The organism is Limnobacter humi, assembly GCF_024518835.1.
In the GTDB taxonomy this organism is placed as follows: domain Bacteria; phylum Pseudomonadota; class Gammaproteobacteria; order Burkholderiales; family Burkholderiaceae_B; genus Limnobacter; species Limnobacter humi.
In genome coordinates this window covers 16074-40275 of the sequence record NZ_JANIGO010000006.1, presented here as the reverse complement: position 1 = coordinate 40275, position 24202 = coordinate 16074, and the positions used below count along the sequence as shown (strand labels likewise).

The window sequence follows — 24202 nt, the reverse complement described above, 5'->3', positions numbered from 1 at the left end:
ATCTCCCAAGCAAATTATTGACGTGCAGCCATCACAGCTTTTGGCTGGACGACCGGGTCAGGACCTGTACCAGCATTGGCCCAGGCATTCCGTGTGTAGGTGATGACAGACGCGATTTCCACATCTGACAGCTGTTTCCAGGCCGGCATGGCATTGCGGCCGTGCAGCAGGATGTCAATTTGACCCGCCTGTGGGCCCATGACCAGCTTGGAACCCACCAGCGCGGGAAAAGCGCCAGGGATGCCCAAACCAGTGGCCTGGTGGCAAGCCGCACAGTTGGCATTGAATACTTTCTCGCCGCGGGCTACCAGGTCTTCCTTGGTCCATTCCTTGTTGGGATCGTCCTGCTTGGCCTTCATTTCGGTCAGCTTGGCTTGAACCCACTTGGCATAGTCTTCTTCGGATTTCACTTCCACCACGATGGGCATGAAAGCATGGTCTTTGCCGCACAGCTCAGCACATTGGCCGCGGTACACGCCCACTTTTTCTGCTTTGAACCAGGTGTCGCGCACGAAGCCGGGAATCGCATCCTGCTTCACGCCAAACGCCGGGATCATCCAGGCGTGAATAACGTCGTTGGCTGTGGTCACCATGCGGATTTTCTTGCCCACTGGAACCACCATGTTGTTGTCCACTTCCATCAGGTAGTGTTCGCCACGGGGAGCAGCGGTTTCACCTTTGTGGTCTTCAATCTGGTTTCGCGGGGTGGACAGTGTGGACAGGAAGGAAATGCCCTCGCCTTCGCCCGCGAGGTATTCATAACCCCATTTCCACTGGTAACCCGTCGCCTTGATGGTGATGTCCGCATTGGAAGTGTCTTTCATGGCGACCACGGTTTTGGTGGCGGGCAAGGCCATGCCGATCACGATCAAGAAAGGAACCACGGTCCAAATGATTTCAACGGTGGTGCTTTCGTGAAAAGAGGCCGGCTTGGCGCCTTTCGACTTGCGGTGGGCAAAGATTGAGTAAAACATCACGCCAAACACAGCCACGAAAATGACCAAACAAATCACCAGCATCATGGTGTGCAGGTCATAAATTTGGCGTGCAATTTCGGTCACAGGCTCAGCCAGGTTGTACTGGCGCGGTTGCCCGGACACGTTCTCGGCGAGTGCTGCACCTCCGAAGGTTGTCATCGCAACAGCAGCGGCCGCAGCCAGTGCTCCACGAAACCCCAAGGACGACTTCAACATGGCGATCCTCAATCTCAAAAAAAGTCCAATCGATAAACAGCTGCTTGACTAGAACCGAGCTGGTTTACACCGCACAAGCCGCCCTGGCCAACGCTGCACGCAATTCCTTGTGCAACGCCGGCTTGTCTTTTTCGGCAATAAACTTGCCGATTTTCACGTGTTGGCCTTTGTGACTGATGGTCAGAGGCGCCTTGTAACGTCCGTTGTAATCCAGCCGGGCCCACTGGGGGGACAGCGAAATTTCGGTGCGCTTGGCACCGTCTGCAAACACAAGCTTGAGCTGGTAGGGTGCAAGTTCGATCATTTCGAAATCTGTGGCATGCCTGGCATACACCAGAAACGCCACACCCACCAGCATCAACTCAAGGCCCGCAAACGGCAACACAATCCAGTAACCCGCAATCAGGAACCCGGTGGCTACAACCAGGGTCGAACCGCAGATGGCCGCATACCAAGCCAGCAATTGCCGTGGGGATAAGGAACAGTTTTTCCGAAACACCCACCGCTCAGACTGATTGGCCTCGACCAGATCAACCTCGGGTTTGGACGTCGTGTGTTCAAACCCGGGACTTGAATCTTCTGGAATCATGCCCATGTACCTCATAAGAGCAGTCATTCAGACCCACCACACCCATTGACTGGATGTAGAAGAAACCTTCGAATTATAGGCTCAAGAATTACGACCAATCAACAAGGCTGGCGCATTCAATCCGTGTTTTCCACGAAATACTTCAAGTACATTCGAGTACATTCAAAAAAGACCTTTAGCGACGGCTACTTGGCGCCACGTCGCCCACCAATGTCCTGAAGCCGAACCGTGGCCAAACCGGGCTTGGGCGCACGCTCAACCTTCCAGGCATGCCCATACACCAGCTCCAAAGTGAGCGGAATACGGCCTGTGTCATTTTGTCTCAGCCCTTCCAACTCGGCCAAAGCCTGTGTTAGGGCTGTTTTCCCACGCAGACCCGTTGAAACACCACCCCCCAGGGCGAGCAGGTTGTTACCCATCAGCGCACGCCAATCCGCGAGCAGCGCTTGCGGCGCGGCATAGGTCAAGGTCAATTTCTCCATCTCCATGACTGGGTCTGAAAAACCCAACCGGCTAAGCAGGTCGCCCACATCATGCATGTCGGGGAAGTCGGGCATGGCCACACCCAGTGCTTGCGCAACGCCAGCCAGCTCGGTGGCCGTGTCAGGACCAAACAACGAGAAAAACAGGCCACCGTCTGGCTTGAGGATACGGTGCCATTCCTGCACCTGAAATGCAGGATCGGCCACATGGTGCAACCACAGGGGCGACCACACCATGGCCATGCTGGCATCCGGCAACGGCACGGGTTGCGAAGGCAGCACGGCGGTCGTGCTGGCTGGCGACTTTCCCCAACCAGCCCACAGGCGGGACAGCACCCCTACCACGGTGTTGTGTTGATCCGGTGGCAACAGGGGCAGGGCTTCGGGTGCACAACGCATGAATTCCCGACCTTCAAAGAGTGTTTCCACCGGCCCAAGCACGGCTGGGTGTAACCAGCCTTGGTGCAATACCCCTCCCTCGGCTGGGCGCATGATCTGCGCCCGGTCCACCATCCGGCGATTGACTTCATCCAGGATAAACGGCGCTGGCCCACGAACCCTGCGTGCCCATTGACGAACCCAAGCGGCATTGGAACGCTCGATTTTCCAGAACTCACCCATATGAAACCACCAAACCGCATGCCCGCAACAAAGCACCGATTGTATCGGTTTTGGCTGAGTGCCCGGCATGCATTTGAACAAGCCGACCCCTGGCTCCCTTGGCGGGTTTGCACAGCCTGCGAACAGCCATTTCGCAGGCACGCCACGGCAGGCCATGCCCTGTGCGCCTGGCTGTGTACTTCGTGCACAAAACACGTGGCCATCGCGCAGCGCACTGTGCGCTGTGTTCAATGTGCCTTGCCATTGGGGCCACGCCCACAGGCCTTTGGCTGGACACGGTGCCGCCACTGCAAGGCAAACCCAGACCCTGATCTACAGGCGTTGGTCTGCAGCGATTATTCGCCCCCGGCCGATGACTGGATACAGACCATGAAATACCGAAAAGGCTGGGGCATGGTTCCGATGTTGGCCGACTGGCTGGCCGACCAATGGCGGCAAGACCACCGCTTTGCGCAGAATCGCGATTGGACAAGTTGCACGCTGCTGCCGGTGCCCAGCAGCCCCGGGCGCCTGCGACAACGCGGCTATAATCAGGCGGCGTTGCTGGCCAAAGCGCTGGGCCAGCGGCTGAACTGGCGATTGAACACCGACACGTTGCACAAGACAGAAGACACCCAATCCCAAGCCGGATTGGACAAGGCTGGCCGCCTGCAGAATTTGCAACATGTTTTTCGCGTGGTCAAACCCGTTCAACGCCTGGGCACCATTGCCTTGGTGGATGATGTGATCACCACCGGTGCCACGACCGCTGCTTGCGTTCACGCGCTGCGGCGGGCTGGCGCGCAGCGCATACTCGTCATGGCCATTTGCAGGACTCCAGAATGATTCACGTGGTATTGGTTGAACCCGAAATTCCGCCCAACACAGGCAATGTTATCCGGCTATGTGCCAACACCGGTGCGCAACTTCACTTGATCGAACCCTTGGGCTTTCCGCTGGACGACGCGCGAATGAAACGGGCGGGCCTGGACTACCACGAATACGCCCAGATGAAAGTGCACGCCAATTGGCAGGCATTTCTGGACAGCGAACAACCCCGACCTGACCGGTGCTTTGCCATGACCACCAAGGGCCAACGCTCACCATTTGAAGTGGCCTACCAAGCCGGTGATTACTTGGTGTTTGGCTGCGAAACCCGGGGCCTATCCGAGGACATTCGCAGTTGGTTTGCGCGCGAGAACTGGTTGAGGCTACCGATGCGACCTGAGAGCCGGTCGCTTAACTTGTCCAATTCCGTGGCAGTCAGTGTGTACGAGGCCTGGCGGCAACTGGGTTTTGGGGGTGGACGCTAGCCGGGGACCTGCTCCGATTTTGCGCCGCGGGAGAGCAGGCGCATCACCCCCTCGCCTGGGCTGATGCCCTCAAACAGGGTGGCATTCACCGCCGCGGTGATGGGCATGTCGACCCCCAACCTGGCAGCCAGTTCATGCACCACCGGCGCACATTTGACGCCCTCAGCCACCTGCCCCAGCTCTTGCAGAATCTGCTCAAGGCTTTTTCCCTGCGCTAGCATGAGTCCTACCCGCCGGTTTCGGGACAAGTCGCCGGTGCATGTCAAAATCAGGTCACCAAACCCGGACAGGCCATTCAGCGTCTCGGGCTGTGCACCCAAGGCAGCGGCCAGTCGCTTGATTTCAGCCATGCCGCGGGTGATGAGCGCTGCGCGCGCATTCAAACCCAATTGCATGCCATCGCACATGCCAGTGGCCACCGCCATGATGTTTTTAACGGCGCCGCCCACTTCGGCACCCACAATGTCATCGAGCTCGTAGACCCGCATGGCTGCATGGTGTGCCGCCGCCACCATGGCTGCCCGATGGGCAGGACAAGCGGATGCCGCGGTGAGTGCACAAGGCAAACCTTTGGCCACTTCGGCGGCAAACGAGGGGCCAGTGAGCGCGCCACCATGGGGTTTGCCCAGCACCGCCTCCACCACCTGGTGCGGCATTAAACCGGTGCCCACTTCAAATCCCTTGCAGAGCCACACAATGGGCGGCCATTTCTCAAAGGGAACAATGTTCAGCAAGGCCTGCAAAGTGGCACGCAACGCGCCCATGGGCGTACCCAACACCCACAGACGCTCGTCGGCTGGGCCCTGCAGGGCATGGCGGGCAGCCTCTGCAAAATCAGCCTCAGCCTTTAAATGCAGATTGAGCTTGATGCCAGCCAAGTAGCGGGGGTTTTCATTGACGTGGTTAATGGACTCGACCACCTGCACATCGCGCCCCCACAGCACCACATGGTGGGCAAACGCCATGTGCGTGGCCACTGCGGTGCCCCAGGCACCAGAACCGAAAACGGTGATGTGCATGGGGCCTCCCGTGGCGAATCAGGCGTTGGCGGTGGATGCGGCGGCGGCTTCTTGCGCAGCAGCCAGGCGTTGCTGGTAGAACTGCTCGAAGTTAATGTCCGACAGGTGCACGGGCGGAAAGCCTGTGCGGGTGATCATGTCGGCCACGTTGGCACGCAGGTACGGGTAGATCATGCCGGGGCAGAGAATGCCCAGCAAGGGGTCGTATTGGTCTTCGGGCACACCGGAAATTTCAAAAATACCGGCCTGCTTGCATTCAACCAAAAAGGCAACCTTGTCACCAATTTTGGCAGTCACCGTCACAGTCACTTCCGATTCAAACACGGTGTCGCCCAGGCGCTGAGCACCCACATCCACCGACACTTCAATGGCGGGTGGATTTTTTTCCAGAAAAATTTGGGGGGCGTTGGGCAATTCCAGTGAAGCGTCTTTGACGTACACACGCTGCATTTGAAAGACGGCTTCTTGGGCTTGTTCGGCCATGTGCTGGCTCCTTGATTCGGGTTTCGGGTTATTGGTCGCCGTTCAACAACGGCATGAGTTTGCCAGCGCGGTCCAGCGCGGCCAGGTCATCGAAACCGCCCACATGGGTGGAGCCGATGTAAATTTGGGGCACGGTACGGCGACCGGTTTCAGCCATCATTTTCTCGCGCTGTTCGGGCTCCAGATCGATCCGGATTTTTTCAATCGAGCTGACGCCGCGTTCGGTGAGCAGACGCTCAGCGCGCTGGCAGTAGGGGCACACCGCGGTGGTGTACATGCGGACTGGGGCCTGGGTGTTGCTCATGTGAATACTCCTTTACAGACATTGCCGGGACGATGGCTTAATAAGTGGACCGTTCAGGCTTTCGATTTGGTGCTGTTCTTTTTCAGGGGCAGACCCGCTTCAAACCAAGCAGCAATGCCACCATCCAGCACCTGCACATCGGTGTAACCCTCGCCCTGCAAAATTTTGGCGGCAGGCACGGCACGCAAGCCTTTTTGGCACACCACAATAACCGGGATATCCTTGTTTTTGGACACGGTGGCCGCCTTGGCCTTGATTTGGTCCAACGGGATGCGTTTGGACTGTGCGATGGCGCCCACGGTGTTGAAAGTGTCTTCGTCGCGAATATCGATCACCACGGCCTTTTTCTGGTTCAGCAACAGGGTGGCCTGCTGGGGCGTTACGCGGCGCGCACCGCCTTTCATCACGGAGGGCCACACCAGCATCAGGCCTGAACCAATCGCCAGGGCAATCAACCAGCTGTTGTGTACCAAAAATTCTTGAGTCATACAGGTTACTTCGAGTGGGTCTTGGACGGCCTTTGATTATATAGCCTTGAATCGAGGCTAAAATGTGGGTTTGCCCAATCCTGACCAATCCTCTGCGGCCAACAGGCCGCGACGACAAAGGCCTCGACATGTACAAACTCGTATTGATGCGCCACGGCGAGAGCCAGTGGAACCTGGAAAACCGATTCACAGGCTGGGCCGACGTGGACCTGACCGACAAAGGCCGTGAAGAGGCTCGCAAGGCAGGTGAACTGTTGAAAGCCGAGGGCTTCAGCTTCGATGTGGCCTACACGTCGGTACTGAAACGGGCCATCCGCACGCTGTGGATTGCCCTGGACACCATGGACCAGATGTGGCTGCCTGTGGTGCACACCTGGCGCCTGAACGAACGCCACTACGGCGACCTGCAAGGCTTGAACAAGGCAGAGACAGCCGCCAAGTTTGGTGAAGAGCAGGTGTTGATTTGGCGCCGTGCCTATGCGATTGCCCCCAACCCCATGACGGTGGACGACCCCCGCTTTGCGGGCAAAGACCTTCGCTATGCCAAGCTGAAGCCACAAGAGGTACCGCTGACCGAGTGCCTGAAAGACACGGTGGACCGCGTGATCCCCATTTGGAATGACGGCATTGCACCGGCCATCAAAGCCGGTCGGAAGGTGTTGATTGCTGCGCACGGCAATTCACTGCGCGCGCTCATCAAATACCTGGATGGCCTGTCGGAAGACGAAATTCTGAAGGTGAACATCCCCACCGCCCGTCCGCTGGTGTACGAACTGGACGAGAACCTCAAGCCCATTCGCCACTATTATTTGGGCGACCAGGCAGAGATTGAAGCAGCCATGGCCGCGGTGGCCAACCAGGGCAAGGCCAAGTAACGTCGATTGTTCCAACACCTGCCACCAACCATGAAGCCGCCCTGCTCAAGGTGCCTGCCCAGCGGCCTATTGCTGCTGGCGGCGCTCTATTTGTTCGCCCCTGTGGGACATGCCGCCACACAGGGCAACCCCGGGCGGGAATCGGCCGGCGCGCAGAAAGAACGGGATGAAGTTCGCAAGCAGCTCGAGGCTGTGAAAAAAGCGATTGCCCAAACCAGCACCGAAAAGAAACGCGCAGCCAAGGCACTGGGTGTGGTGGAACAAAAACTGAAAGACACGGCGGCCCGAATTGCGGCGTTGGACAAGGAACGCAAGGCCCTGGAGGCGGACATTGAGGACTTAACCCGGCAGGAAGCCCAACTGGCACTGGATTTGGCCAACACCCAAGACCGCCTGGCACGGGTGCTGCGCAACCAGTACCGCCGTACGGAAATCAACCCCACCCAGGCCTGGTTGGCAGGCCAATCCGCCAGCCAGGCTGCGCGGGACGGGTACTGGTACGAACGCATTTCCACAGCTGAAAAGGCATTGGCCGAACAACAGGTGAGGCAGGCTGAGGCGCTGGAAAAACTGCGCGTGGGCCTGGAGAAAAAACAAGACCGCCTGGAAGACACGATTGAGCGCCAGAGCAAAGCCCAAAAAGACTTGGCAGCCCAAAAAGAAGAACGCAGCCAGTTGATTGAAGACCTTAATTCCAAGCTGAGCGACCAGGAGTTGCAACGCAAGCGATTGCAACGGGATGAACAACGCCTGACCAACACCATCAACCAGTTGGCAAGGGCCATCGAAGAAGCCAAGCGGCGGGAGGCGGAGCGCGCCGCCCGCATCACCACCCTGCCCGATATCAAGAAAGGAACCCCGCCCAAAGAACGGGAAGCCCGCCCGTTCACGCCACCGCCCATGCCCAGCACGGGTGATTTTGCCAAACTCAAAGGCCGCATGGTGTTGCCGGTGCAAGGCACCATCGTGGGCCGCTTCGGCGCGACACGCACCAAAGACGGTCAAGGCCCTTCCTGGAAAGGCCTGTTCATTTCAGCAGACCCCGGACAACCCGTCCGGGTGGTGGGCAACGGCCGTGTGGTGTTTGCAGACTTTATGCGCGGGTTTGGCGAAATTCTGGTGATTGATCATGGTGACGAGTTCTTGAGCGTTTATGGAAACAACGGCAAACTGCTGAAGAAAACAGGCGATACCGTGAATGCCGGGGATGTGATTGCCGAAACCGGCAACAGCAGTGGTACCCTAGACAACGGGCTATACTTTGAACTCCGGCGTCAGGGCATCGCCTTCGACCCGCTTTCGTGGACCAAAGGTCAATAAATACTATGCAGCAGAAGTTACGGACAGTCAGTTTGGTGTCGGCCGGTGTGGTGGCTGGCGTGTTGGTCAGCCTGGGCGTGAGTGCCGTGGCCCAGCGGCAGCAACAACCGCCCGAGGCCTTGCCGCTGACCGAGCTTCGGCAGTTCACCGAAGTGTTTGGCGCCATCAAGAACTTCTACGTGGAGCCGGTGGGTGACGACAAGCTGTTTCAGGGTGCCATCAGCGGCATGGTTTCGAACCTGGACCCGCACTCCAGCTATCTGGATGCCGACGCGTTTAAAGAGCTGCGTGTGGGCACCCAAGGTGAATTTGGTGGCCTGGGCATTGAGGTGGGAACCGAAGACGGCTTTGTGAAGGTGATCTCGCCGATTGAAGACACCCCAGCGCAAAAAGCCGGCGTGAAAGCGGGCGACCTGATTGTGAAAATTGACGACAAACCCACCAAAGGCATGAGCCTGTCCGACGCGGTGGGCATGATGCGCGGCAAGCCAAAGACCGAGATCAAGCTCACTTTGTTGCGCAAAAACGAGGACAAGCCGATTGTGGTGACCATTGTGCGCGACGTGATCCGCGTGCAAAGCGTGAAGGCCAAAATGCTGGAAGGTGGCTATGGCTACGTTCGCGTGACCCAATTCCAGGAACACACCGGCGAATACCTGGCCAAGGCCCTGAACAAGCTGCAGGCTGAAAAACCCATGAAAGGCATTGTGCTGGACCTGCGCAATGACCCCGGCGGTTTGCTGAATGCCGCCGTGGGCGTTGCGGCAGCATTCCTGCCCCAAAACAGCCTGGTGGTCAGCACCGATGGCCGCACCGAAGACTCCCAGCGCAAGCTGGTGGCTTCTCCCGATGATTACCTGCGCGGCAAAGAAAAGGATTACTTGCGAGACCTGACCGCCGTGGCCAAAACCCTGCCCATGGTGGTGGTGGTCAATGGTGGATCGGCATCGGCATCGGAGATTGTGGCTGGTGCCCTGCAAGACCATGGCCGCGCGAAGGTGCTGGGCACGCAAACCTTTGGCAAAGGTTCGGTACAGACCATTCTGCCCCTGAACAACAACACGGCCATCAAACTGACCACGGCGCGCTATTACACGCCGTCAGGCCGCAGCATCCAGGCCAAGGGCATTGTGCCCGACTACCTGGTGACGGAAACACCCAATGGCGACGTCATTGAGCGTGTCCGCGAAGCCGACCTGTCACGCCACTTGTCCAACGACAAAGGTGAAAAGGAAACCCCCAGCGAGAAAAAGCCGGATGCCGATGTGCCCGCCAATGCGAAGCCAGTGGTGTTTGGTTCGGAGGACGACTTCCAGTTGCAACAGGCGGTGAATTACCTCAAAGGCAAGCCTGTGCAGCAAAATCGCAAGTTGGCCGAGCAACAAGCCAAGCAAGCCAAATAAGCCTGGTCATGCCGCTGAAGGACTTGAATGACGCGGAGTTGCTTCGCTACTCCCGCCACATCCTGTTGGACGATATTGGCATCGAAGGCCAAACCCGCATTGCCAACGCCACGGTGCTGGTGGTGGGTGCGGGCGGTCTGGGCTGCCCCAGCGCACTGTATTTGGCCAGCGCTGGCGTGGGTACCCTCATCATGGCCGACGATGACGAAGTTGACCTGACCAACCTGCAACGACAAGTGCTGCACACCACCGCACGGGTGGGCATGCCCAAGGTGGATTCGGCACGCGAACAACTGCTGCAAATCAATCCACTGATCCAGATTGAGCCCTTGAACAAGCGCCTAGAAGGTACCGGGCTGGAAGCACTGGTGGCCAGGGCCGATGTGGTGCTGGACTGCAGCGACAACTTCAAAACCCGGCATGCGGTGAACCGGGCCTGCGTGAAACTGGGCAAGCCCTTGGTGTCGGGCGCAGCCATTCGCCTGGATGGCCAACTGGCCTGCTTTGAATTGCAAAACCCGCAAGCCCCCTGCTACCACTGCCTGTTCCCCGAAGGTGACGATGTCAGCGAGGTGCGTTGTGCCACCATGGGGGTATTTGCACCACTCACCGGTGTCATTGGTACGCTGCAAGCCAGCGAAGCCCTGAAAATATTGGCGGGTTTCGGCAAACCCTTGTACAGCACCTTGCAAATTTACGACGCCCGGGCTTGTGAATTTACCCGCATGCGTATCCGGAAAGACCCGGCCTGCCCAGTGTGCAGTCAGAATGCCAGCCGCTTGACCTGATCAAACCGGCGAATGCGGCTGCGCACGCGCCCCGTGGGTTTGTGCGCTGGAAAGCCCAAACCCGGTGATGTGATCCAGCAGGTTTGGATACCGTGTCGGGCCGCCTCATGCAGGTGTCCAAGGGTATCGTCCACCAGCAACACTCGCTTGGCCTTGAGTGCGGCCTTGAGGTGCGGCCACAGCATGGGGGTTGGCTTTGGGCGCCAGGCGCCATGAATCACCATGTCTTCTATCGACACCAGCGCGTGATAATGCCGGTGAAGCCCCAGGATTTTGGACACCTCGGTGGCATAGGCGCGGGGTGCATTGGTGAGCAGCACACGCAAGCCGTTGAGGCGGGAAAGCCGATGGGGCACACTGGCGTGTCGGCGGCTGACGGCCTTCAGGTCATCAAAGCGGTGCGTCTGGGCAAGAAACTCATGCGGGTTGATGCCGTGGTGGCGCATCATGCCCAGCAAGGTTGCCCCATAGCGCTGCCAGTAGTGAGTTCGGGCCGCGCTGGCGGCTTCATGGCTCAAGTTCAACTTGCGGGCCAGGTAATGGGTCATTTGCCGGTTGATCTCCGGCAAAATAAAGGTGGACGCCTCGTGCAGGGTATTGTCCAGGTCCAGCAAATAAACCCGCCCGGCTGTGCGAGCTGGGGGTCGACGAAGGTAACGAATGCGCAAAACAGGTGGTCCAGAATGGCGTGAATACAGGGACGAAAGCTCGGTTTCCGGTTTTCATCCGGATTTCGGGCCTGTCGTATTGTGCCATTCCGACACGGCGAACAGAACCGGCCTGGACAACCATTGCCCACCGGAGTGCCTGGACAACTTACGCCGACTGTCTCACCTGTTGGGACAACTGTGTGCCGAACTGGGCATACCCGCCAGGGCCCTGCGCATCAACAGCGGTTATCGGAGCCCCATGCTGAATGAAAAAGTGGGTGGGGTACCGGGCTCGCAGCACTGTTTGGGACTGGCTGCCGATGTGGTGTGCCCGGAATGGGGCGATGCTGCGTTATTGGCTCAGGCGGTGTCGCGCTCGGCATTGCCATTTGACCAGTTGATTTATGAATTTGGGCGCTGGGTCCATGTATCGGCGGCGCCAGCCGACCGCACGGCGCGACGGGAAATTTTGACGATTTACACAGCCGATGAGGGCTATCTGGACGGATTGGTGATTCGATGAGATTCGATGGAACACGAAGAACATGGCGGCAAAGCTGGATGGGGATGGCCTGGTCCCTGGCCTTGCTGGCAGGCCATGCCCATGCTGCCCTGGAATGCGGGGCGCCCGGCAAAGCGCTGGCCGACGCTGACCTTCAATATTCATTGACCCACAGCCAGGTTCCGGGGCAGTTGGCGGTCAGCCTTCATACCTTGCGAGTGGCTGGCAACCATTACACACTGGAATCGGTGTCACAGGCCAAAGGCCTGATGGCCCTGATGTTTTCAGGTCAACTGACCCAGAAAAGCGAGGGCCTGGTGGACACCAAGCTCGGTTTTGTCCCGCTGTACTATGCAGAAAAACGTGGAAAAAAGCCGCTGGTGGAGTCGGTGGTGAATGAAGCCCAACAGGAGGTTCAGTTCAAAAAGAACAACACGGCGGCCCCGCTGGAAAAAGGCTTGCAAGACCGACTGAGCATGATTCATCAAATTGCAGCGCAATTGCGGTGCGGTGCGCCGGCAAAAGCCGGGGATGAATTGAAGTTCCGTGTAATCGGGACCGGTCGCATCGGTACAGAGTGGTTTGTGCTCAAAGGCACCGAAGATGTGGTGCTGAACCTGGGTGAACGCGAGCAAACCGTCGTCGCGTTGAAGTTCGAAAGCAAACCAGATGAGCCGGGTGACGACATTGTGCGGGTGTGGTACGGCAAACAGTTGGGTTGGCAGCCAGTTCGCATTCAGATTCAGGATGCAGACGGCAAGTCATTGACTCAAACCCTGACGGGCCTGAACAGGAAACCCTGATGTACGCCGCCTTTTATTCAGGGGCACGCTTGAGCAAATTGGGGTCTGCCTGCAGCACCGGCAGGTTCAACTGAACGCGCTGACCGCTTCGACCCATCACGGCGAATGTGGGCCCCACCTCATCCAGTGTCCAGCCGTTGGCAACCTCGTCCCCAACAGACTTGGACTGGGCTGGTTGCCCCTCAATCGACAACACCGCGGCCCCGGTCCCGTCACCAGCTGCAAACACGCCCATTAAACTCACCGATGGCGGCGTGAGGCCGCCAGCCGTCTCCACACCCAGTAGACGGGCCTCTGCCGACTGATCCATCTGAAACTGTGCAGACATGTCGGCCGGCATGGCCTGGGCCACCACCGGGGCAGGCGCCATCCATTGAATGACCACCCAGGTCGACAAACCCGCAGCAGCCGCCCAGACACACAGCGCAATGGCTCGATAGCCTCGATCCGACAGGGCGGGCAAGGCGCGGGGCAATGTCAGGGCAAGTTTCATGAACGGCTCACAGGTGGATGGGGGCTTGGTGTATTGTGCACCAAAAAAAAACCGGACCACTGTTCTCGAGTGTCCGGTTTAAGCCATGCTTCAAGGGTTATCGGCGGCAAAACCGCCAATGTGGTCATTATGTGAGTAAGCACGCATGTCCTAAAGCCCCTGTTCGCGTGACAGAACCCGCATTTTACCGACCTGCAAACCCGATCTTTTGTTCGACAAACGAATGCGCGGCTGTGACCAACGGGTGACATTGCACAAGCCGCTCAGGGCGCGCAAGCCTGCAAAATCGGTGTAACCTCTACCGTTGATCCTGTTTAACTTTTGCACATGAACCGCATGAAGACCATGACTCGCCGCCTTGCCCCCATCGCCTGTACCCCACGTCGCCAATCCGCTGGCTTTACTTTGATCGAGATCATGGTGGTGGTGGTCATTCTGGGCATTCTGGCCACGTTGGTGGTGCCGAAAATCATGGGCCGCCCAGACGAGGCTCGAGTGGTTGCTGCACGACAAGACATTGCGTCGGTGATGCAAGCGCTAAACCTGTACCGCCTGGACAACAGCCGCTACCCCACCACCGAACAAGGGCTGCAGGCACTGGTTCAAAAACCCACCACGGAGCCTCAACCCAACAATTACAAACAGGGCGGGTATCTGTCCAAAGTGCCCAACGACCCTTGGGGCAACCCTTACCAGTTCCTGAGCCCCGGACTGAAGGGGGAGGTTGACGTCATGAGCTTTGGTGCAGATGGCAAGGCGGGTGGCGAAGGGGTCAATGCGGACATTGGATCCTGGAGCCTCTAAGGTTGTCTCACTCGAAGACCACTTAACCATGACGCATCACCGGGGTTTCACACTGCTGGAGTTGCTGGTTGTGGTGGTGGTGCTGTCGATTGCCACTGGGCTTATCGTGGTGAAAGGCACGCCGGGCGACGGAAACCTGCTGGAATCAGACGCCAGGCAACTGGCGCAGCTGCTGCGTGTAGCCCAACAGGAAGCATTGCTTAAATCCAAGTCGATTCGGTTTGTGGCAGGCAACAACGGGTATGAGTTTCAAGAGCTAACAGGAGCCCGGTGGGTTCCAGTGAAAACCGAAGCCGCACTTCGGCCACGTCTTTGGGGGCATGGTCCCTTGACAACCCAGTTGCTGGTCGAGGGTAGCCCCAACAGTTATTTGACCTTAGAGCGCAGCCCAGACTTGACCCGACGCACGGTTGTTCTCCAAAAAAACCGCACTCGACTTGTGCTTGAAAGCCGCAATGGCGGCCCTTTCGTGGCCAGCAAGCCGCAAGTGGTGCTGACAGAGGCGCCAAACCGATGATGCGTGCCCTGGCGAACCCTGGCAAAGCAACGGGATTCACGCTCATTGAAGCCCTGGTGGCGATGACCATCATCGCCGTGGCATTGATGGCGTGCCTGAAAGCCGCTGGCAACATGAATCTGCAGCAGGACGACCTGCTCAGGCGCCAGTATGCGCAATGGAGCGCCCGCAACATGGCCAACATGGTGGCGGTGGCTGGCGTTTATCCGGCAAGCCAAACAACCCAACTGCCCTGTCCTCAGGCCAACTTTCAGTTTGTATGCCGCATCGATGTCACCAACACCCCCAATCCCAATTTTCGCCGGATTGAAATCCAGGTGAAAGAGGCCAATGCTGTGGATGAGAAATTCCAGCTGGCCCGGTTGGTGGTTTTTTTCAGCAGCGCACCATGAAGCGACAGCGCGGTTTTACCTTGCTAGAGGTGCTGGTGGCGCTGGGCATTGTGGCCATTTTGGCCCTGCTGTCCTGGCGAGGCCTGACCGAGGTGCTGCGCAGTGCAGAACGGGTGAACAGGGTGGACAATGAATTGCAGACCACGACTGCCGTTTTTGGCCAGCTAGACCGAGACCTCTCATCACTGAACCTCGGCACCCAGTGGCCGGGCACTGATCAGGAATCGGTCGAGTTGGTGGATCAAGGCCTGATCATTCGCACGGTTCGACGCGACACCAGTGAGAATGCATTCCGTGAAGAAATCCAATGGTTACAAACGGCGCAGGGGCTTTTGCGCACGGTGAAGCGCAACCAAACCGAGAACAACAACACGACCGCCCCCACAGACGGCCTGCTGCCCATTCAGGGCTTGCGTGTCCGCCTGTGGCGCGAACCTGGCGGATGGACACCGCCCGTGTTGCTGGGCAATGTGGCGCCACTGCCACTGACAGCCATGAACCTTCAGGGCAACCCGCTGGCCACCGCCACGGTGACGGCCAACCCGGCAGCACCGGGTGGGGAGCAAGCGGGCGGCGAGGGGGACTCTCCAACCCAACGTGGACATGTGCGGGCGGTCGAAGTGGCCTTGACACCCGCCAATGGGCAAACAGTGATGCGGATTTTGCTGACCGGTGGGGTGTATTGATGGGATGCGCCATGCCAACAGAACAACGCGGTGCCGCGGTGGTGATGGCCCTGTTCATTGTGGTGTTGTGCACCCTGGCGGTTAGCCCCCTGATCTGGAACCTGTTTGCCACAGCCAAAACCATTTCAGTGACGGCCGCACGAGATCAGGCAGAACTGGTGAGCCGCAGCGGAGTGGACTGGGCCCGGGTGATTTTGCGGGAGGATGCCCGGGTGTCCACCACCGACACACTCACAGAGCCCTGGGCTGTGCCGTTGGCAGAGAGCCGTATCAACGAAGGGCTGATGCGCAAAGACGAGAACGCCACCGCTGCGGACCAGCGGGAAGTGGTGTTGACCGGCCGGATTGAAGACGCCCAGGGGCGGTTCAACCTGAGGAACCTGGGCCTGGACAACCCAACCCGCGCAGAATGGCTGGCCGGGTTTGCCAAGCTGTGTGATTTGCTGGGTGTCAACCCGCAAGATCGCGAACGGATTGCAGGTACGGTGGCTCGCATGTTCAAGCCCGATGTGCCGACTGGACAGGACAAGCCTGCGACAGAGCGTCAACCTCCGCTGCCACCCGCCATTCGCTGGGAAGATTTTCGGGGGCGCTATGGCATTGGTGAAGACGCCTGGAACCAGCTTCGCCCCCATGTCGTGTTGCTGCCCCGCACCACACCCGTGAATGCGAACACCACCACGCCAGAAGTGCTATATGCCACCCTGGAGCCGCTCAGCTATGCACAGGCTCAATCGGTGATCTCGCAACGTGACCGGGTCAGCTTTCGCAACATCAGTGATTTCAAAGCGGCGTTGGGCCCAAATATTCAGGCAAACAGTGATTTAATAAGCGTCAATACCGCCTTCTTCCTGATTGAGGGTTCTGCACAGGTTGAACAGGCGCTGATACGCACGCGCGCACTGCTGGAGCGCAAAGACCAGAAAGTACTGGTGATTTGGAGACAATGAGTGAGCAATAAGCAGGCAAGCCTGTTGGTGTGGTGGCCCAACAGTCACGACCAGGCCAAGGCCGACGGTGAAGGCCGAGCGCTGCGTGTACGGTACGAAGTGCACGGGCCCGGCGGCAAGTTGCATGGTGGCGAAGAACTGCCAACCCACTTGCCCAAGGATTTGCCTTGCATTGTGTTGATCGCCCCCTCGGAAGTCAGCATGTTGGCCGTAACACCGCCCAAATTGAGTGGGCAAAAATTGCAGGATGCCCTGCCCTATGTGGTCGAACCCTACCTGCTCAACGACCCTGATGACAACCATGCCAGTTTGTGGCATGCGCTGTCCGATGGTCAGCGCCTTGCGGCCGTGGTGGGAAAAGCCACAGTGCGCTCCGTGGTCAGCGCCTGTCGGCAAGCCGGGCTGCAGGTTCAGGCGGTGTCTTGCGAAACCCTGCGCAGGCCTGTTCAGGCTGACCGGGTCATGTGGTTCAGCGGCAGCGACCTGCTTTTGGCAGAGCCAGCTGCCCCGCCCACGGTGTTACCAACCCAGCCCCCCGTGGTGCTCACCGCACTGCTGCAACGGGTGCTGGGCTCCACAACAGTCGAGATGCTGGCAGCTGACCGCAGCAGGCTAGAGGCCCTCCTGGCGAGTTCCACACTGCTTGAGCATGTTCAGACTGTGCCCCGTTTGCCCTTGTCTGCCCTCGCCCTGCTGCGTGAATGTAGCTTGGTTCGGGCCGACGAACTTCGCCGGCTGGGTATTCGCGCACCCGCGGCAAGCCATGGAAAAAAGTCCCTTCTGACCGCAGCAGCGGGGCTGTTGTTGGTGGGTGTAATCGGTTTGAATGCATTGGCGCTTAAAGCGCGTCACCAAAGCGCCCACATCGAGCAATCCATTGCAGAACGGTATGCGCAGGCCATGCCCGACACCCCGATGATTGCGGACCCCCTGTTGCTGATTGAACGGGAAAAACGCACGTTGAGCAGCGGTTTGGCCAGCAGCAATGCCCAGGGGGGAGCCAGCCACTGGCTGCATGAGGTGGGGGTGGCCATGCAGGAGGCACCTTTTAACAGCCTCAATGAGGTGGCCTTCTCCAAGGGCACCCTGAGCCTGCGCTTTGGCGCGAATGTGACCCAAGCCATGCAGGAGAGCACCGTACAACGGCTGAAGGCCCGCGGCTTGTCTGCCCAATGGACCAAAGCTGGCACTGACAACCAGCCGGTTCTCCAGGTGAAACAAGGTGCACCATCATGAAGTTACAACAGGCCATGGAGCAGGTTCGAGCCCGCCTGGACCAACTCAACCCCCGTGAACGGCGGCTGGTGACCTGGGGCAGCGCATTGACCGGCGCAGTCCTGTTGTGGACCGTGGGCCTGGACCCTGCCATCCAAACCTTGAAGAGTGCGCCAGGCCAACAGCAGGCATTGCAGGCCAAAGCCGCTGAGGTCATGCGTGCAGCCTCCGAACTTGAGGCGCTCAGGGGTGCCCGTTCCCGCGTGGTGGTGCGTGACAGCGAACTGGAACCCCGGCTGGCACAGCTGTTGGTTGACCAGACACTGCAGCAGCAAACCACGCTACGGCGCACCGAAGAAGGCGAATTGCGGATTGAATTCACCGAAGCACCCGCGGCGGCCGTGCTGGCCTGGCTGAGCAAGGCGGAATCGATTGCCAGCCTGACGCTGCTGGAAGCTGAGCTGAACAAGGTTGCTGCTGCCACGCTCACTGGCCATGTGGTGTTTCTGCCCAAAGCGGGCAATGCACCATGAGCCGTGCGCGCCAGTGGCTGCTTCCAACCTTGGCAGCGCTTGCAGTGGCTGTGGTGGCCTGGCCGGCCTACAGCTTGAAATCACGGCTTGAGTCCATCATGGGGCCAACCCTGAGCGTGCTGGCCATGGATGGCAGCCTCTGGAACGGCGCAGTGCAGTTGGGAGTTTCCGATGGCGGGCAAGTTTACGCCGTGCCGGGTGTGCTGGCCTGGCACACCCGCCTGGGGGAAGGTGGGCTGCAGGTCACCCTGACCCACCCGCGAATTGCGCAAGCCTTGCATCTGGCTGTGGGTTTGAACGGTATCAGGGTGGAAGACGGTGCACTGCAGTTTCCGGCCTCATGGCTCATGGCGCTGGGGGCACCCTACAACACCATTCGGCCGGAGGGGCTGATACAAGTGCGCTGGCAAGGCTGGCAGGCTGGGCAAGCGCTGGATGTGCGCGTGACCTGGTCCGATGCCCAATCTGCACTGGCGAGCATCCGGCCTTTGGGCGAATATGTCATCACGGTGACAGGAAACCCAGGTAAACAGTTGGATGTGAATTTGAACACCCTGCGCGGCCCATTGATGATGGAAGGCCAGGGTGCCGTGGTTCCCGGTCAGCGGTTCTCGTTTACAGGCTATGCCCAGGCCCAAGAGGCCAGCCGCGAGGCCTTAACAGGCTTGTTGAGCCAGATGGGTCGCCTGGAAGGCCAGCGTTACCGCCTCGGTGTATTTTGATGATTGCTTTGAACAATAAAGGATCAGTGCTTTGAACACTGCGCGCAATATTCCGGTCACCAAATCGGTGTTGAATCTCATGCTGGCAACCTTGCTGGCCGGCGTTGGCAACCAGGCCATAACCCCCGCATTGGCTGCCCCCAACAGCACCAAAGTGCAAGGCCAGGCCAGCGACCGGTTTTCACTGAATTTTGTGAATGCGGAAATTGATGCGGTGGTCAGGGCGATTGGCTCGTTCACCAACCAAACCTTTGTGGTTGACCCCCGGGTGCGCGGCACCATCTCACTGGTGTCGCCCGAACCGCTCAGCGCGGCTGACGCCAAAAACGCCTTGCTGGCGGCCTTGCGCCTGCAGGGTTTCACCATTGTTGAAAGCGGTGGTGTGGCCCGTGTGGTGCCGGAAAACGACGCGAAAATTCAGGCCTCCAACGAGGTGGACCCCCGACGCGCCATGAACCAAAGCGGTGGCGCCATTGTGACCCAGGTGTTTCAGCTGAACTACGAATCGGCCACCGCACTGGTGCCCGTGCTTCGCCCCCTGATTGCACCCAACAACACCATTGCAGCCTACCCCAACAACAACACGTTGGTCATTACTGACTACGCGGACAACCTGCAACGGATTGCCCGCATCATTGCCTCCATTGACGGCCCCAGCTCGGGCGACCTGGAGGTGGTTCCGCTCGAACATGCGCTGGCTGTGGATATCGCAACCATCCTGAACCGCATGTTGGATGAGGGCAACCGTGGCACGGGTGCTGCCGTGGATGCGGGCCAACGCTTGACCGTCATGGCCGACCCGCGCACCAACAGCCTATTGATCCGCACACCCAGCCAGGCGCGGTTAAACCTGGCCAAAAACCTGATCCGTAAACTGGACCAACCGACCAAACAGCCCGGCAACGTCTGGGTGGTTTACTTGAAAAATGCGGAAGCCACCAAGTTGGCCAAAACATTGCAGGGTGTGCTCACCAACAGCCCCATCAAGGTGGACACCGGTTCTGGCTTAAGTCAGAACAACGTCGGTGCAGGCGGCTTGGGCACCGGTAATTTGAACGGCCCCAGTGGCCTGGGCAGCTCGCCCACCGGGAGCACCGGTAGCGCCAGTGGCTTGTCGGGTGGCGTGGGTGGTGCGACGGGCGGGCAACTGAGTGTGGCTTCAGGCAACAATGACGTGAACAACGGCGGCATTGTGCAGGCGGATGCCTCCACCAACTCGCTCATCATCACTGCACCAGAGCCGGTTTACCGCAACCTGCGCTCCATCATCGAAAAACTGGATGTGCGGCGTGCCCAGGTGTTTGTCGAAAGCTTGATTGTGGAAGTGTCCAGCGACAAGGCGGCAGAATTCGGCATTCAATTCCAGGGTTTGTCCGGCGCTGCCGGCAACTCTGCCAAAGTGATTGGCGGCACCAATTTCAACGACATCGGCTCTGGCAAAAACATCATTGGCGCTTCAGCCAACCTGGGGTCTATCGGGCGAGGCCTGAACATCGGCATCATCGACGGGCAGGTCAATATTCCCGGGGTTGGTACGATTTCCAACCTGGGCTTTCTGGCACGCGCGCTGGAAAGCAAGGCCAACGCCAACATCCTGTCGACACCCAACATCCTGACGCTGGACAATGAAGAGGCCAAAATCGTGATTGGCCAGAACGTGCCTTTCATCACCGGTCAATTTGCCAATGCCGGCGGCAACGGCGGGGCTGCCATCAACCCTTTCCAGACGATTGAGCGGCAAGACGTGGGCCTGACCCTGCGCGTCAAACCCCAAGTGTCGGAAGGCGGCGTTGTGAAGCTGGGTATTTTTCAGGAAGTCAGCTCGGTGGTGGACTCCACCAACGTGTCTGGCATCATCACCAACAAGCGCTCCATCGAAAGCAATGTGCTGGTGGAAAGCGGCAACATCATTGTGTTGGGTGGATTGGTTGAAGACCGCGTGACCGGCAATGAAGAAAAAGTACCAGGCATTGGCGATGTGCCAGTGCTGGGCCAGTTCTTCCGCTACGACAACCGCCGACGAATGAAAACCAACCTGATGGTGTTTTTGCGGCCTGTGGTGGTGCGCAACGAAGACCAGGCCCAAAGCATCGTCACCAACCGCTACGACTACATGCGTGCCCAGCAGCAAGGCAACCAGCTTGAAAACCGGTTTGCGTTGCCCGACATGAAAGGGCCTGTGCTGCCCGATCGATCGCTGCGTGAAATCAAACCCAACAACACCGGCTCGCCCAGCGCCAGCTCCAACACTGGGCCCAATGGCGCGCAGTCAGGCAATCTCCAACTGGCCCCTGCCCAACGCATCTTGGTGATCCCAAGGCCTGCTGGCAGCGCTGGGGGTAGCAATGGCGGCAGCGCCAATTGATGGGGATCGAGGTTCTTTGATGGTGCAATTCAATCCACAAGCGGTGTCACGGTTGAATTATGGTTTTGCCCGGCAAAACCAGTTGCTGTGTCTGGATGCACAGGTTGACGGATGGCGGATTGCCTTCAGCCCCAGGACACCACCGCATGCGTTGACCGAAACGCAGCGGGTGGCGCCCTGCCCCATCGACTGGGTGTATTGCGCCGATGCTGCCGAACTGGAAAAAACCATCAACCAGGCCTACTCCAATCAGGAAACCAGCGCTGCAGCGGTGGCCGATGAAGTGGCTGGGGACCTGGACTTGACCCAGCTCATGCAGGACATTCCCGCCGTGGAGGACCTGCTGGAAACGGAAGACGATGCGCCCATCATTCGCATGATCAATGCGCTGCTGACCCAAGCCAGTCGGGATGGTGCATCGGACATTCACATCGAAGCGTTTGAAACCCACTCTGCTGTGCGTTTCCGTGTGGACGGGACATTGCGGGATGTGCTGCAACCACGGCGTGAACTGCACTCTGCCCTGATTTCACGCATCAAAATCATGGCCAGCCTGGACATTGCCGAAAAGCGATTGCCACAAGATGGCCGCATTACCTTGCGCATCGGCGGCAAACCCATGGATGTGCGGGTGTCGACCCTGCCGACCGGCCACGGCGAACGCGCGGTGTTGCGCTTGTTGGACAAAGAGGCTGGGCGCTTAGAGCTGACCCGCTTGGGCATGCCTGCCCACACCCTGCACGACATGGACCGGCTGTGCCGAATGCCCCACGGCATTCTATTGGTAACTGGCCCCACCGGGTCTGGCAAAACCACCACGCTGTATGCGGCGTTGTCGCGGATTGATTCCAGCACCACCAATGTCATGACCGTGGAAGACCCGGTGGAATACGATCTGCCCGGCATTAGTCAAACCCCGGTCAACCCGAAAATCGACATGACTTTTGGCAAGGCCTTACGCGCCATTTTGCGCCAAGACCCGGACGTGATCATGATTGGTGAAATCCGCGACCTGGAAACAGCCCAAATCGCTGTGCAGGCCTCGCTAACGGGCCACCTGGTGCTGGCCACCTTGCACACCAACGATTCGGTGAGTGCGGTCACCCGCCTCATCGACATGGGTGTGGAGCCTTTTTTGTTGTCCAGCAGCCTGCTGGGCGTGCTGGCCCAGCGCCTGGTGCGCCGCCTGTGTCCCCATTGCAAACGCCAGGAAACCGGTGCCGACGGACACACACACTGGCATCCGGTGGGTTGCGAGCGCTGCGCACACACCGGCTACGTGGGGCGCACCGGCGTGTATGAACTGTTCACGGTGGACGATGCCGTGCGAACACTCATCCACAACGGCGCAGCCGAAAGCGAGATGCGAACCCACGCACTGAACCATGGCATGAAAACCATGCGGGAAGACGGCCAGCGCTGGGTCGACCAGGGTGAAACCACCCTGGAAGAATTGTTGCGTGTCACGAAAGACTGACGACGGCGGGCACACACATGGCTGTATTTCGATACGACGCATTGGGTTCAGATGGCAAAGGCATCAAGGGGTCGCTGGAAGCCGACTCTGCCCGCGCCGCCCGCAACCAGTTGCGCATGCAAGGCATGACGCCGATTGAAGTCACTGAAGTCAACAAAACCCAGGCTCAGGGCATGAGCCTGAATCGCCGTTTCAGTCGGGAACTGAGCAGCCGTGAAGTGGTGCTGATCATTCGGCAGTTGGCCAGCCTGCTGCAGGCGCGACTGGCATTGGCACAGGCCCTGGCCGCGCTCATTGAACAAGCTGAAAAGCCGCTGGTGCGCGAACGGCTATCCAGCATTCGTTCCGATGTGGTGGCGGGCACCCCCCTGTCACAAGCCCTGGCCAATTATCCAAAGGCCTTTCCTGAATTGGTGGTAGCCACCGTGGCAGCCGGCGAAAGCACGGGTGAGTTGGGCAATGTACTCACCAAGCTGGCCGATGCACTGGAGGCCCGGCAGGCCCTGGCTCAAAAAGTGAGCGCAGCCTTCATATACCCCGCCGTGGTCACCCTGGTGGCGCTGATGGTGGTGGTGGGGCTATTAACCTACGTGGTACCCCAAGTGGTGGCGGTGTTTGAAAACACGAACCAGCAATTGCCCACGCTCACCATTGTCATGATTGCCCTGTCCGATTTTTTGCGCCACTGGGGTTGGGCATTGCTGCTGGTGCTGGTGGCCACTGTTGTGCTGTTTCAAAATGCATTGCGCAGTCGCAGTTTCCGCTTGCGGGTCGACGAATGGGTGCTGGCCATGCCGGTTGTGGGTCCATTTGTCCGTGCGGTGAACACTGCCCGGCTGGCCTCGACCCTGTCCATTCTGGTGGGCAGTGGTGTACCCATTCTGAAAGCCTTGTCTGCCGCCAACCGCACCATGGGCAACACCGCCTTGCAAGGTGCCATGGGTGAAGTGCAGGAACGCGTGAAAGAAGGCAGTGGGCTGAGCAAGGCCATGGGCAAAAGCGGCTTGTTCCCACCGGTGCTCACCCATTTGGTGGCCAGTGGCGAGTCCACCGGGCAATTGGCAGCCATGCTGGAACGCGCATCCGACTCCCAACGCGCTGAAGTGGAACGCAAAGCATTGTGGCTGACCAGCCTGCTGGAGCCTGTATTGATTCTGGTGATGGGCCTGGTGGTGTTGCTGATTGTGCTGGCGGTGATGATGCCCATCATTGAAGTCAACCAATTGGTGCGCTGAT

28 protein-coding genes are annotated in these 24202 nt (G+C 58.9%); 19 read left to right on the top strand and 9 right to left on the bottom strand.

Annotated features, from left to right (window positions below; genetic code table 11):
• Nucleotides 1-14: 14 nt before the first annotated feature.
• From coxB to NQT62_RS14520, 3 genes are all read right to left on the bottom strand, one after another.
• Nucleotides 15-1193, bottom strand: coding sequence for a cytochrome c oxidase subunit II (gene coxB, locus NQT62_RS14530; RefSeq protein ID WP_370569194.1), 1179 nt, complete (start codon nucleotides 1191-1193; stop codon nucleotides 15-17).
• A gap of 64 nt (nucleotides 1194-1257) precedes the next feature.
• Entirely contained in the window at nucleotides 1258-1809 is a 552-nt protein-coding gene (locus NQT62_RS14525; protein WP_256765461.1) for a DUF2244 domain-containing protein, read from the bottom strand.
• Nucleotides 1810-1967: 158 nt separating this feature from the next.
• A complete protein-coding gene (locus tag NQT62_RS14520; RefSeq protein WP_256765460.1) occupies nucleotides 1968-2885 on the bottom strand; it encodes a methyltransferase domain-containing protein in 918 nt (305 codons plus the stop codon).
• 18 nt (nucleotides 2886-2903) lie between these two features.
• Here NQT62_RS14520 and NQT62_RS14515 point away from each other — a divergent pair, with 18 nt between their 5' ends.
• Nucleotides 2904-3710: a ComF family protein gene (locus NQT62_RS14515; protein ID WP_256765459.1), complete on the top strand. Its 807-nt coding sequence runs from the start codon at nucleotides 2904-2906 to the stop codon at nucleotides 3708-3710.
• Complete coding sequence (gene trmL, locus NQT62_RS14510; RefSeq protein ID WP_256765458.1) at nucleotides 3707-4177, top strand: tRNA (uridine(34)/cytosine(34)/5-carboxymethylaminomethyluridine(34)-2'-O)-methyltransferase TrmL; 471 nt, start codon at nucleotides 3707-3709, stop codon at nucleotides 4175-4177. The genes NQT62_RS14515 and trmL overlap by 4 nt, the downstream gene beginning before the upstream one ends.
• On the opposite strand, the gene NQT62_RS14505 is transcribed toward trmL, so the two are convergent.
• Genes NQT62_RS14505 through NQT62_RS14490 form a run of 4 tightly spaced genes read right to left on the bottom strand, consistent with a single transcriptional unit; the run spans nucleotide 4174 to nucleotide 6471 of the window.
• Nucleotides 4174-5196, bottom strand: coding sequence for an NAD(P)H-dependent glycerol-3-phosphate dehydrogenase (locus tag NQT62_RS14505; protein WP_256765457.1), 1023 nt, complete (start codon nucleotides 5194-5196; stop codon nucleotides 4174-4176). The two genes, trmL and NQT62_RS14505, sit on opposite strands and share 4 nt — an antisense overlap.
• Nucleotides 5197-5214: 18 nt before the next feature.
• On the bottom strand, nucleotides 5215-5679 hold the full coding sequence (gene secB / locus NQT62_RS14500; RefSeq protein ID WP_256765456.1) for a protein-export chaperone SecB: 465 nt from the start codon (nucleotides 5677-5679) through the stop codon (nucleotides 5215-5217).
• A 28-nt stretch (nucleotides 5680-5707) separates the two neighbouring features.
• Nucleotides 5708-5983 (bottom strand): glutaredoxin 3, encoded by a 276-nt coding sequence (grxC, locus tag NQT62_RS14495; protein WP_256765455.1) that lies wholly within the window; start codon nucleotides 5981-5983, stop codon nucleotides 5708-5710.
• A gap of 53 nt (nucleotides 5984-6036) precedes the next feature.
• Nucleotides 6037-6471 carry a rhodanese-like domain-containing protein gene (locus NQT62_RS14490; protein ID WP_256765454.1) on the bottom strand — a complete coding sequence of 145 codons (435 nt, stop codon included), beginning with the start codon at nucleotides 6469-6471 and terminating at the stop codon, nucleotides 6037-6039.
• Between the two features lie 128 nt (nucleotides 6472-6599).
• On the opposite strand from NQT62_RS14490, the gene gpmA reads away from it, so the two are divergent.
• From gpmA to NQT62_RS14470, 4 genes are read left to right on the top strand one after another with little or no spacing between them, the layout of a single operon-like run.
• Nucleotides 6600-7346: a 2,3-diphosphoglycerate-dependent phosphoglycerate mutase gene (gpmA, locus tag NQT62_RS14485; protein WP_256765453.1), complete on the top strand. Its 747-nt coding sequence runs from the start codon at nucleotides 6600-6602 to the stop codon at nucleotides 7344-7346.
• 30 nt (nucleotides 7347-7376) lie between these two features.
• Nucleotides 7377-8666: a murein hydrolase activator EnvC family protein gene (locus NQT62_RS14480; RefSeq protein WP_256765452.1), complete on the top strand. Its 1290-nt coding sequence runs from the start codon at nucleotides 7377-7379 to the stop codon at nucleotides 8664-8666.
• A gap of 5 nt (nucleotides 8667-8671) precedes the next feature.
• Nucleotides 8672-10069: a S41 family peptidase gene (locus NQT62_RS14475; RefSeq protein ID WP_306173706.1), complete on the top strand. Its 1398-nt coding sequence runs from the start codon at nucleotides 8672-8674 to the stop codon at nucleotides 10067-10069.
• Between the two features lie 23 nt (nucleotides 10070-10092).
• The gene (locus NQT62_RS14470) at nucleotides 10093-10857 is read left to right on the top strand and encodes a HesA/MoeB/ThiF family protein (RefSeq protein WP_256765553.1); all 765 of its coding nucleotides are present in this window, start codon (nucleotides 10093-10095) and stop codon (nucleotides 10855-10857) included.
• On the opposite strand, the gene NQT62_RS14465 is transcribed toward NQT62_RS14470, so the two are convergent.
• Nucleotides 10833-11525, bottom strand: a complete 693-nt coding sequence (locus NQT62_RS14465) for an HAD family hydrolase (RefSeq protein ID WP_256765451.1) — start codon at nucleotides 11523-11525, stop codon at nucleotides 10833-10835. The two genes, NQT62_RS14470 and NQT62_RS14465, sit on opposite strands and share 25 nt — an antisense overlap.
• On the opposite strand from NQT62_RS14465, the gene NQT62_RS14460 reads away from it, so the two are divergent.
• Together NQT62_RS14460 and NQT62_RS14455 are read left to right on the top strand one after the other, a co-directional pair.
• A complete protein-coding gene (locus tag NQT62_RS14460; protein WP_256765450.1) occupies nucleotides 11518-12030 on the top strand; it encodes a D-Ala-D-Ala carboxypeptidase family metallohydrolase in 513 nt (170 codons plus the stop codon). The two genes, NQT62_RS14465 and NQT62_RS14460, sit on opposite strands and share 8 nt — an antisense overlap.
• 44 nt (nucleotides 12031-12074) lie before the next feature.
• Nucleotides 12075-12812, top strand: coding sequence for a DUF3108 domain-containing protein (locus NQT62_RS14455; protein WP_256765449.1), 738 nt, complete (start codon nucleotides 12075-12077; stop codon nucleotides 12810-12812).
• A 13-nt stretch (nucleotides 12813-12825) separates the two neighbouring features.
• On the opposite strand, the gene NQT62_RS14450 is transcribed toward NQT62_RS14455, so the two are convergent.
• Nucleotides 12826-13305 (bottom strand): type II secretion system protein N, encoded by a 480-nt coding sequence (locus NQT62_RS14450; RefSeq protein WP_256765448.1) that lies wholly within the window; start codon nucleotides 13303-13305, stop codon nucleotides 12826-12828.
• A gap of 336 nt (nucleotides 13306-13641) precedes the next feature.
• Between NQT62_RS14450 and gspG the strand changes: the two genes are divergently transcribed.
• The 11 genes from gspG (at nucleotide 13642) to gspF (ending at nucleotide 24201) form a co-directional block, all read left to right on the top strand.
• Nucleotides 13642-14109 (top strand): type II secretion system major pseudopilin GspG, encoded by a 468-nt coding sequence (gspG, locus tag NQT62_RS14445; protein ID WP_306173705.1) that lies wholly within the window; start codon nucleotides 13642-13644, stop codon nucleotides 14107-14109.
• Between the two features lie 28 nt (nucleotides 14110-14137).
• A complete protein-coding gene (locus NQT62_RS14440) occupies nucleotides 14138-14626 on the top strand; it encodes a GspH/FimT family pseudopilin (protein WP_256765447.1) in 489 nt (162 codons plus the stop codon).
• The gene (locus NQT62_RS14435) at nucleotides 14623-15018 is read left to right on the top strand and encodes a type II secretion system protein (protein WP_256765446.1); all 396 of its coding nucleotides are present in this window, start codon (nucleotides 14623-14625) and stop codon (nucleotides 15016-15018) included. The genes NQT62_RS14440 and NQT62_RS14435 overlap by 4 nt, the downstream gene beginning before the upstream one ends.
• The gene (locus NQT62_RS14430) at nucleotides 15015-15704 is read left to right on the top strand and encodes a PulJ/GspJ family protein (protein ID WP_256765445.1); all 690 of its coding nucleotides are present in this window, start codon (nucleotides 15015-15017) and stop codon (nucleotides 15702-15704) included. The genes NQT62_RS14435 and NQT62_RS14430 overlap by 4 nt, the downstream gene beginning before the upstream one ends.
• Before the next feature lie 11 nt (nucleotides 15705-15715).
• Nucleotides 15716-16654: a type II secretion system minor pseudopilin GspK gene (gene gspK, locus NQT62_RS14425; RefSeq protein WP_256765444.1), complete on the top strand. Its 939-nt coding sequence runs from the start codon at nucleotides 15716-15718 to the stop codon at nucleotides 16652-16654.
• Nucleotides 16655-17890: a type II secretion system protein GspL gene (gene gspL / locus NQT62_RS14420; protein ID WP_256765443.1), complete on the top strand. Its 1236-nt coding sequence runs from the start codon at nucleotides 16655-16657 to the stop codon at nucleotides 17888-17890.
• Nucleotides 17887-18402 carry a type II secretion system protein M gene (locus NQT62_RS14415; RefSeq protein WP_256765442.1) on the top strand — a complete coding sequence of 172 codons (516 nt, stop codon included), beginning with the start codon at nucleotides 17887-17889 and terminating at the stop codon, nucleotides 18400-18402. The genes gspL and NQT62_RS14415 overlap by 4 nt, the downstream gene beginning before the upstream one ends.
• Nucleotides 18399-19124 (top strand): type II secretion system protein N, encoded by a 726-nt coding sequence (gspN, locus tag NQT62_RS14410; protein ID WP_256765441.1) that lies wholly within the window; start codon nucleotides 18399-18401, stop codon nucleotides 19122-19124. The genes NQT62_RS14415 and gspN overlap by 4 nt, the downstream gene beginning before the upstream one ends.
• A 79-nt stretch (nucleotides 19125-19203) precedes the next feature.
• A complete protein-coding gene (gspD, locus tag NQT62_RS14405; RefSeq protein ID WP_370569196.1) occupies nucleotides 19204-21489 on the top strand; it encodes a type II secretion system secretin GspD in 2286 nt (761 codons plus the stop codon).
• On the top strand, nucleotides 21470-22966 hold the full coding sequence (gene gspE, locus NQT62_RS14400; RefSeq protein ID WP_306173702.1) for a type II secretion system ATPase GspE: 1497 nt from the start codon (nucleotides 21470-21472) through the stop codon (nucleotides 22964-22966). The genes gspD and gspE overlap by 20 nt, the downstream gene beginning before the upstream one ends.
• A gap of 17 nt (nucleotides 22967-22983) precedes the next feature.
• On the top strand, nucleotides 22984-24201 hold the full coding sequence (gene gspF, locus NQT62_RS14395; RefSeq protein WP_256765439.1) for a type II secretion system inner membrane protein GspF: 1218 nt from the start codon (nucleotides 22984-22986) through the stop codon (nucleotides 24199-24201).
• Nucleotide 24202 lies beyond the last annotated feature (1 nt).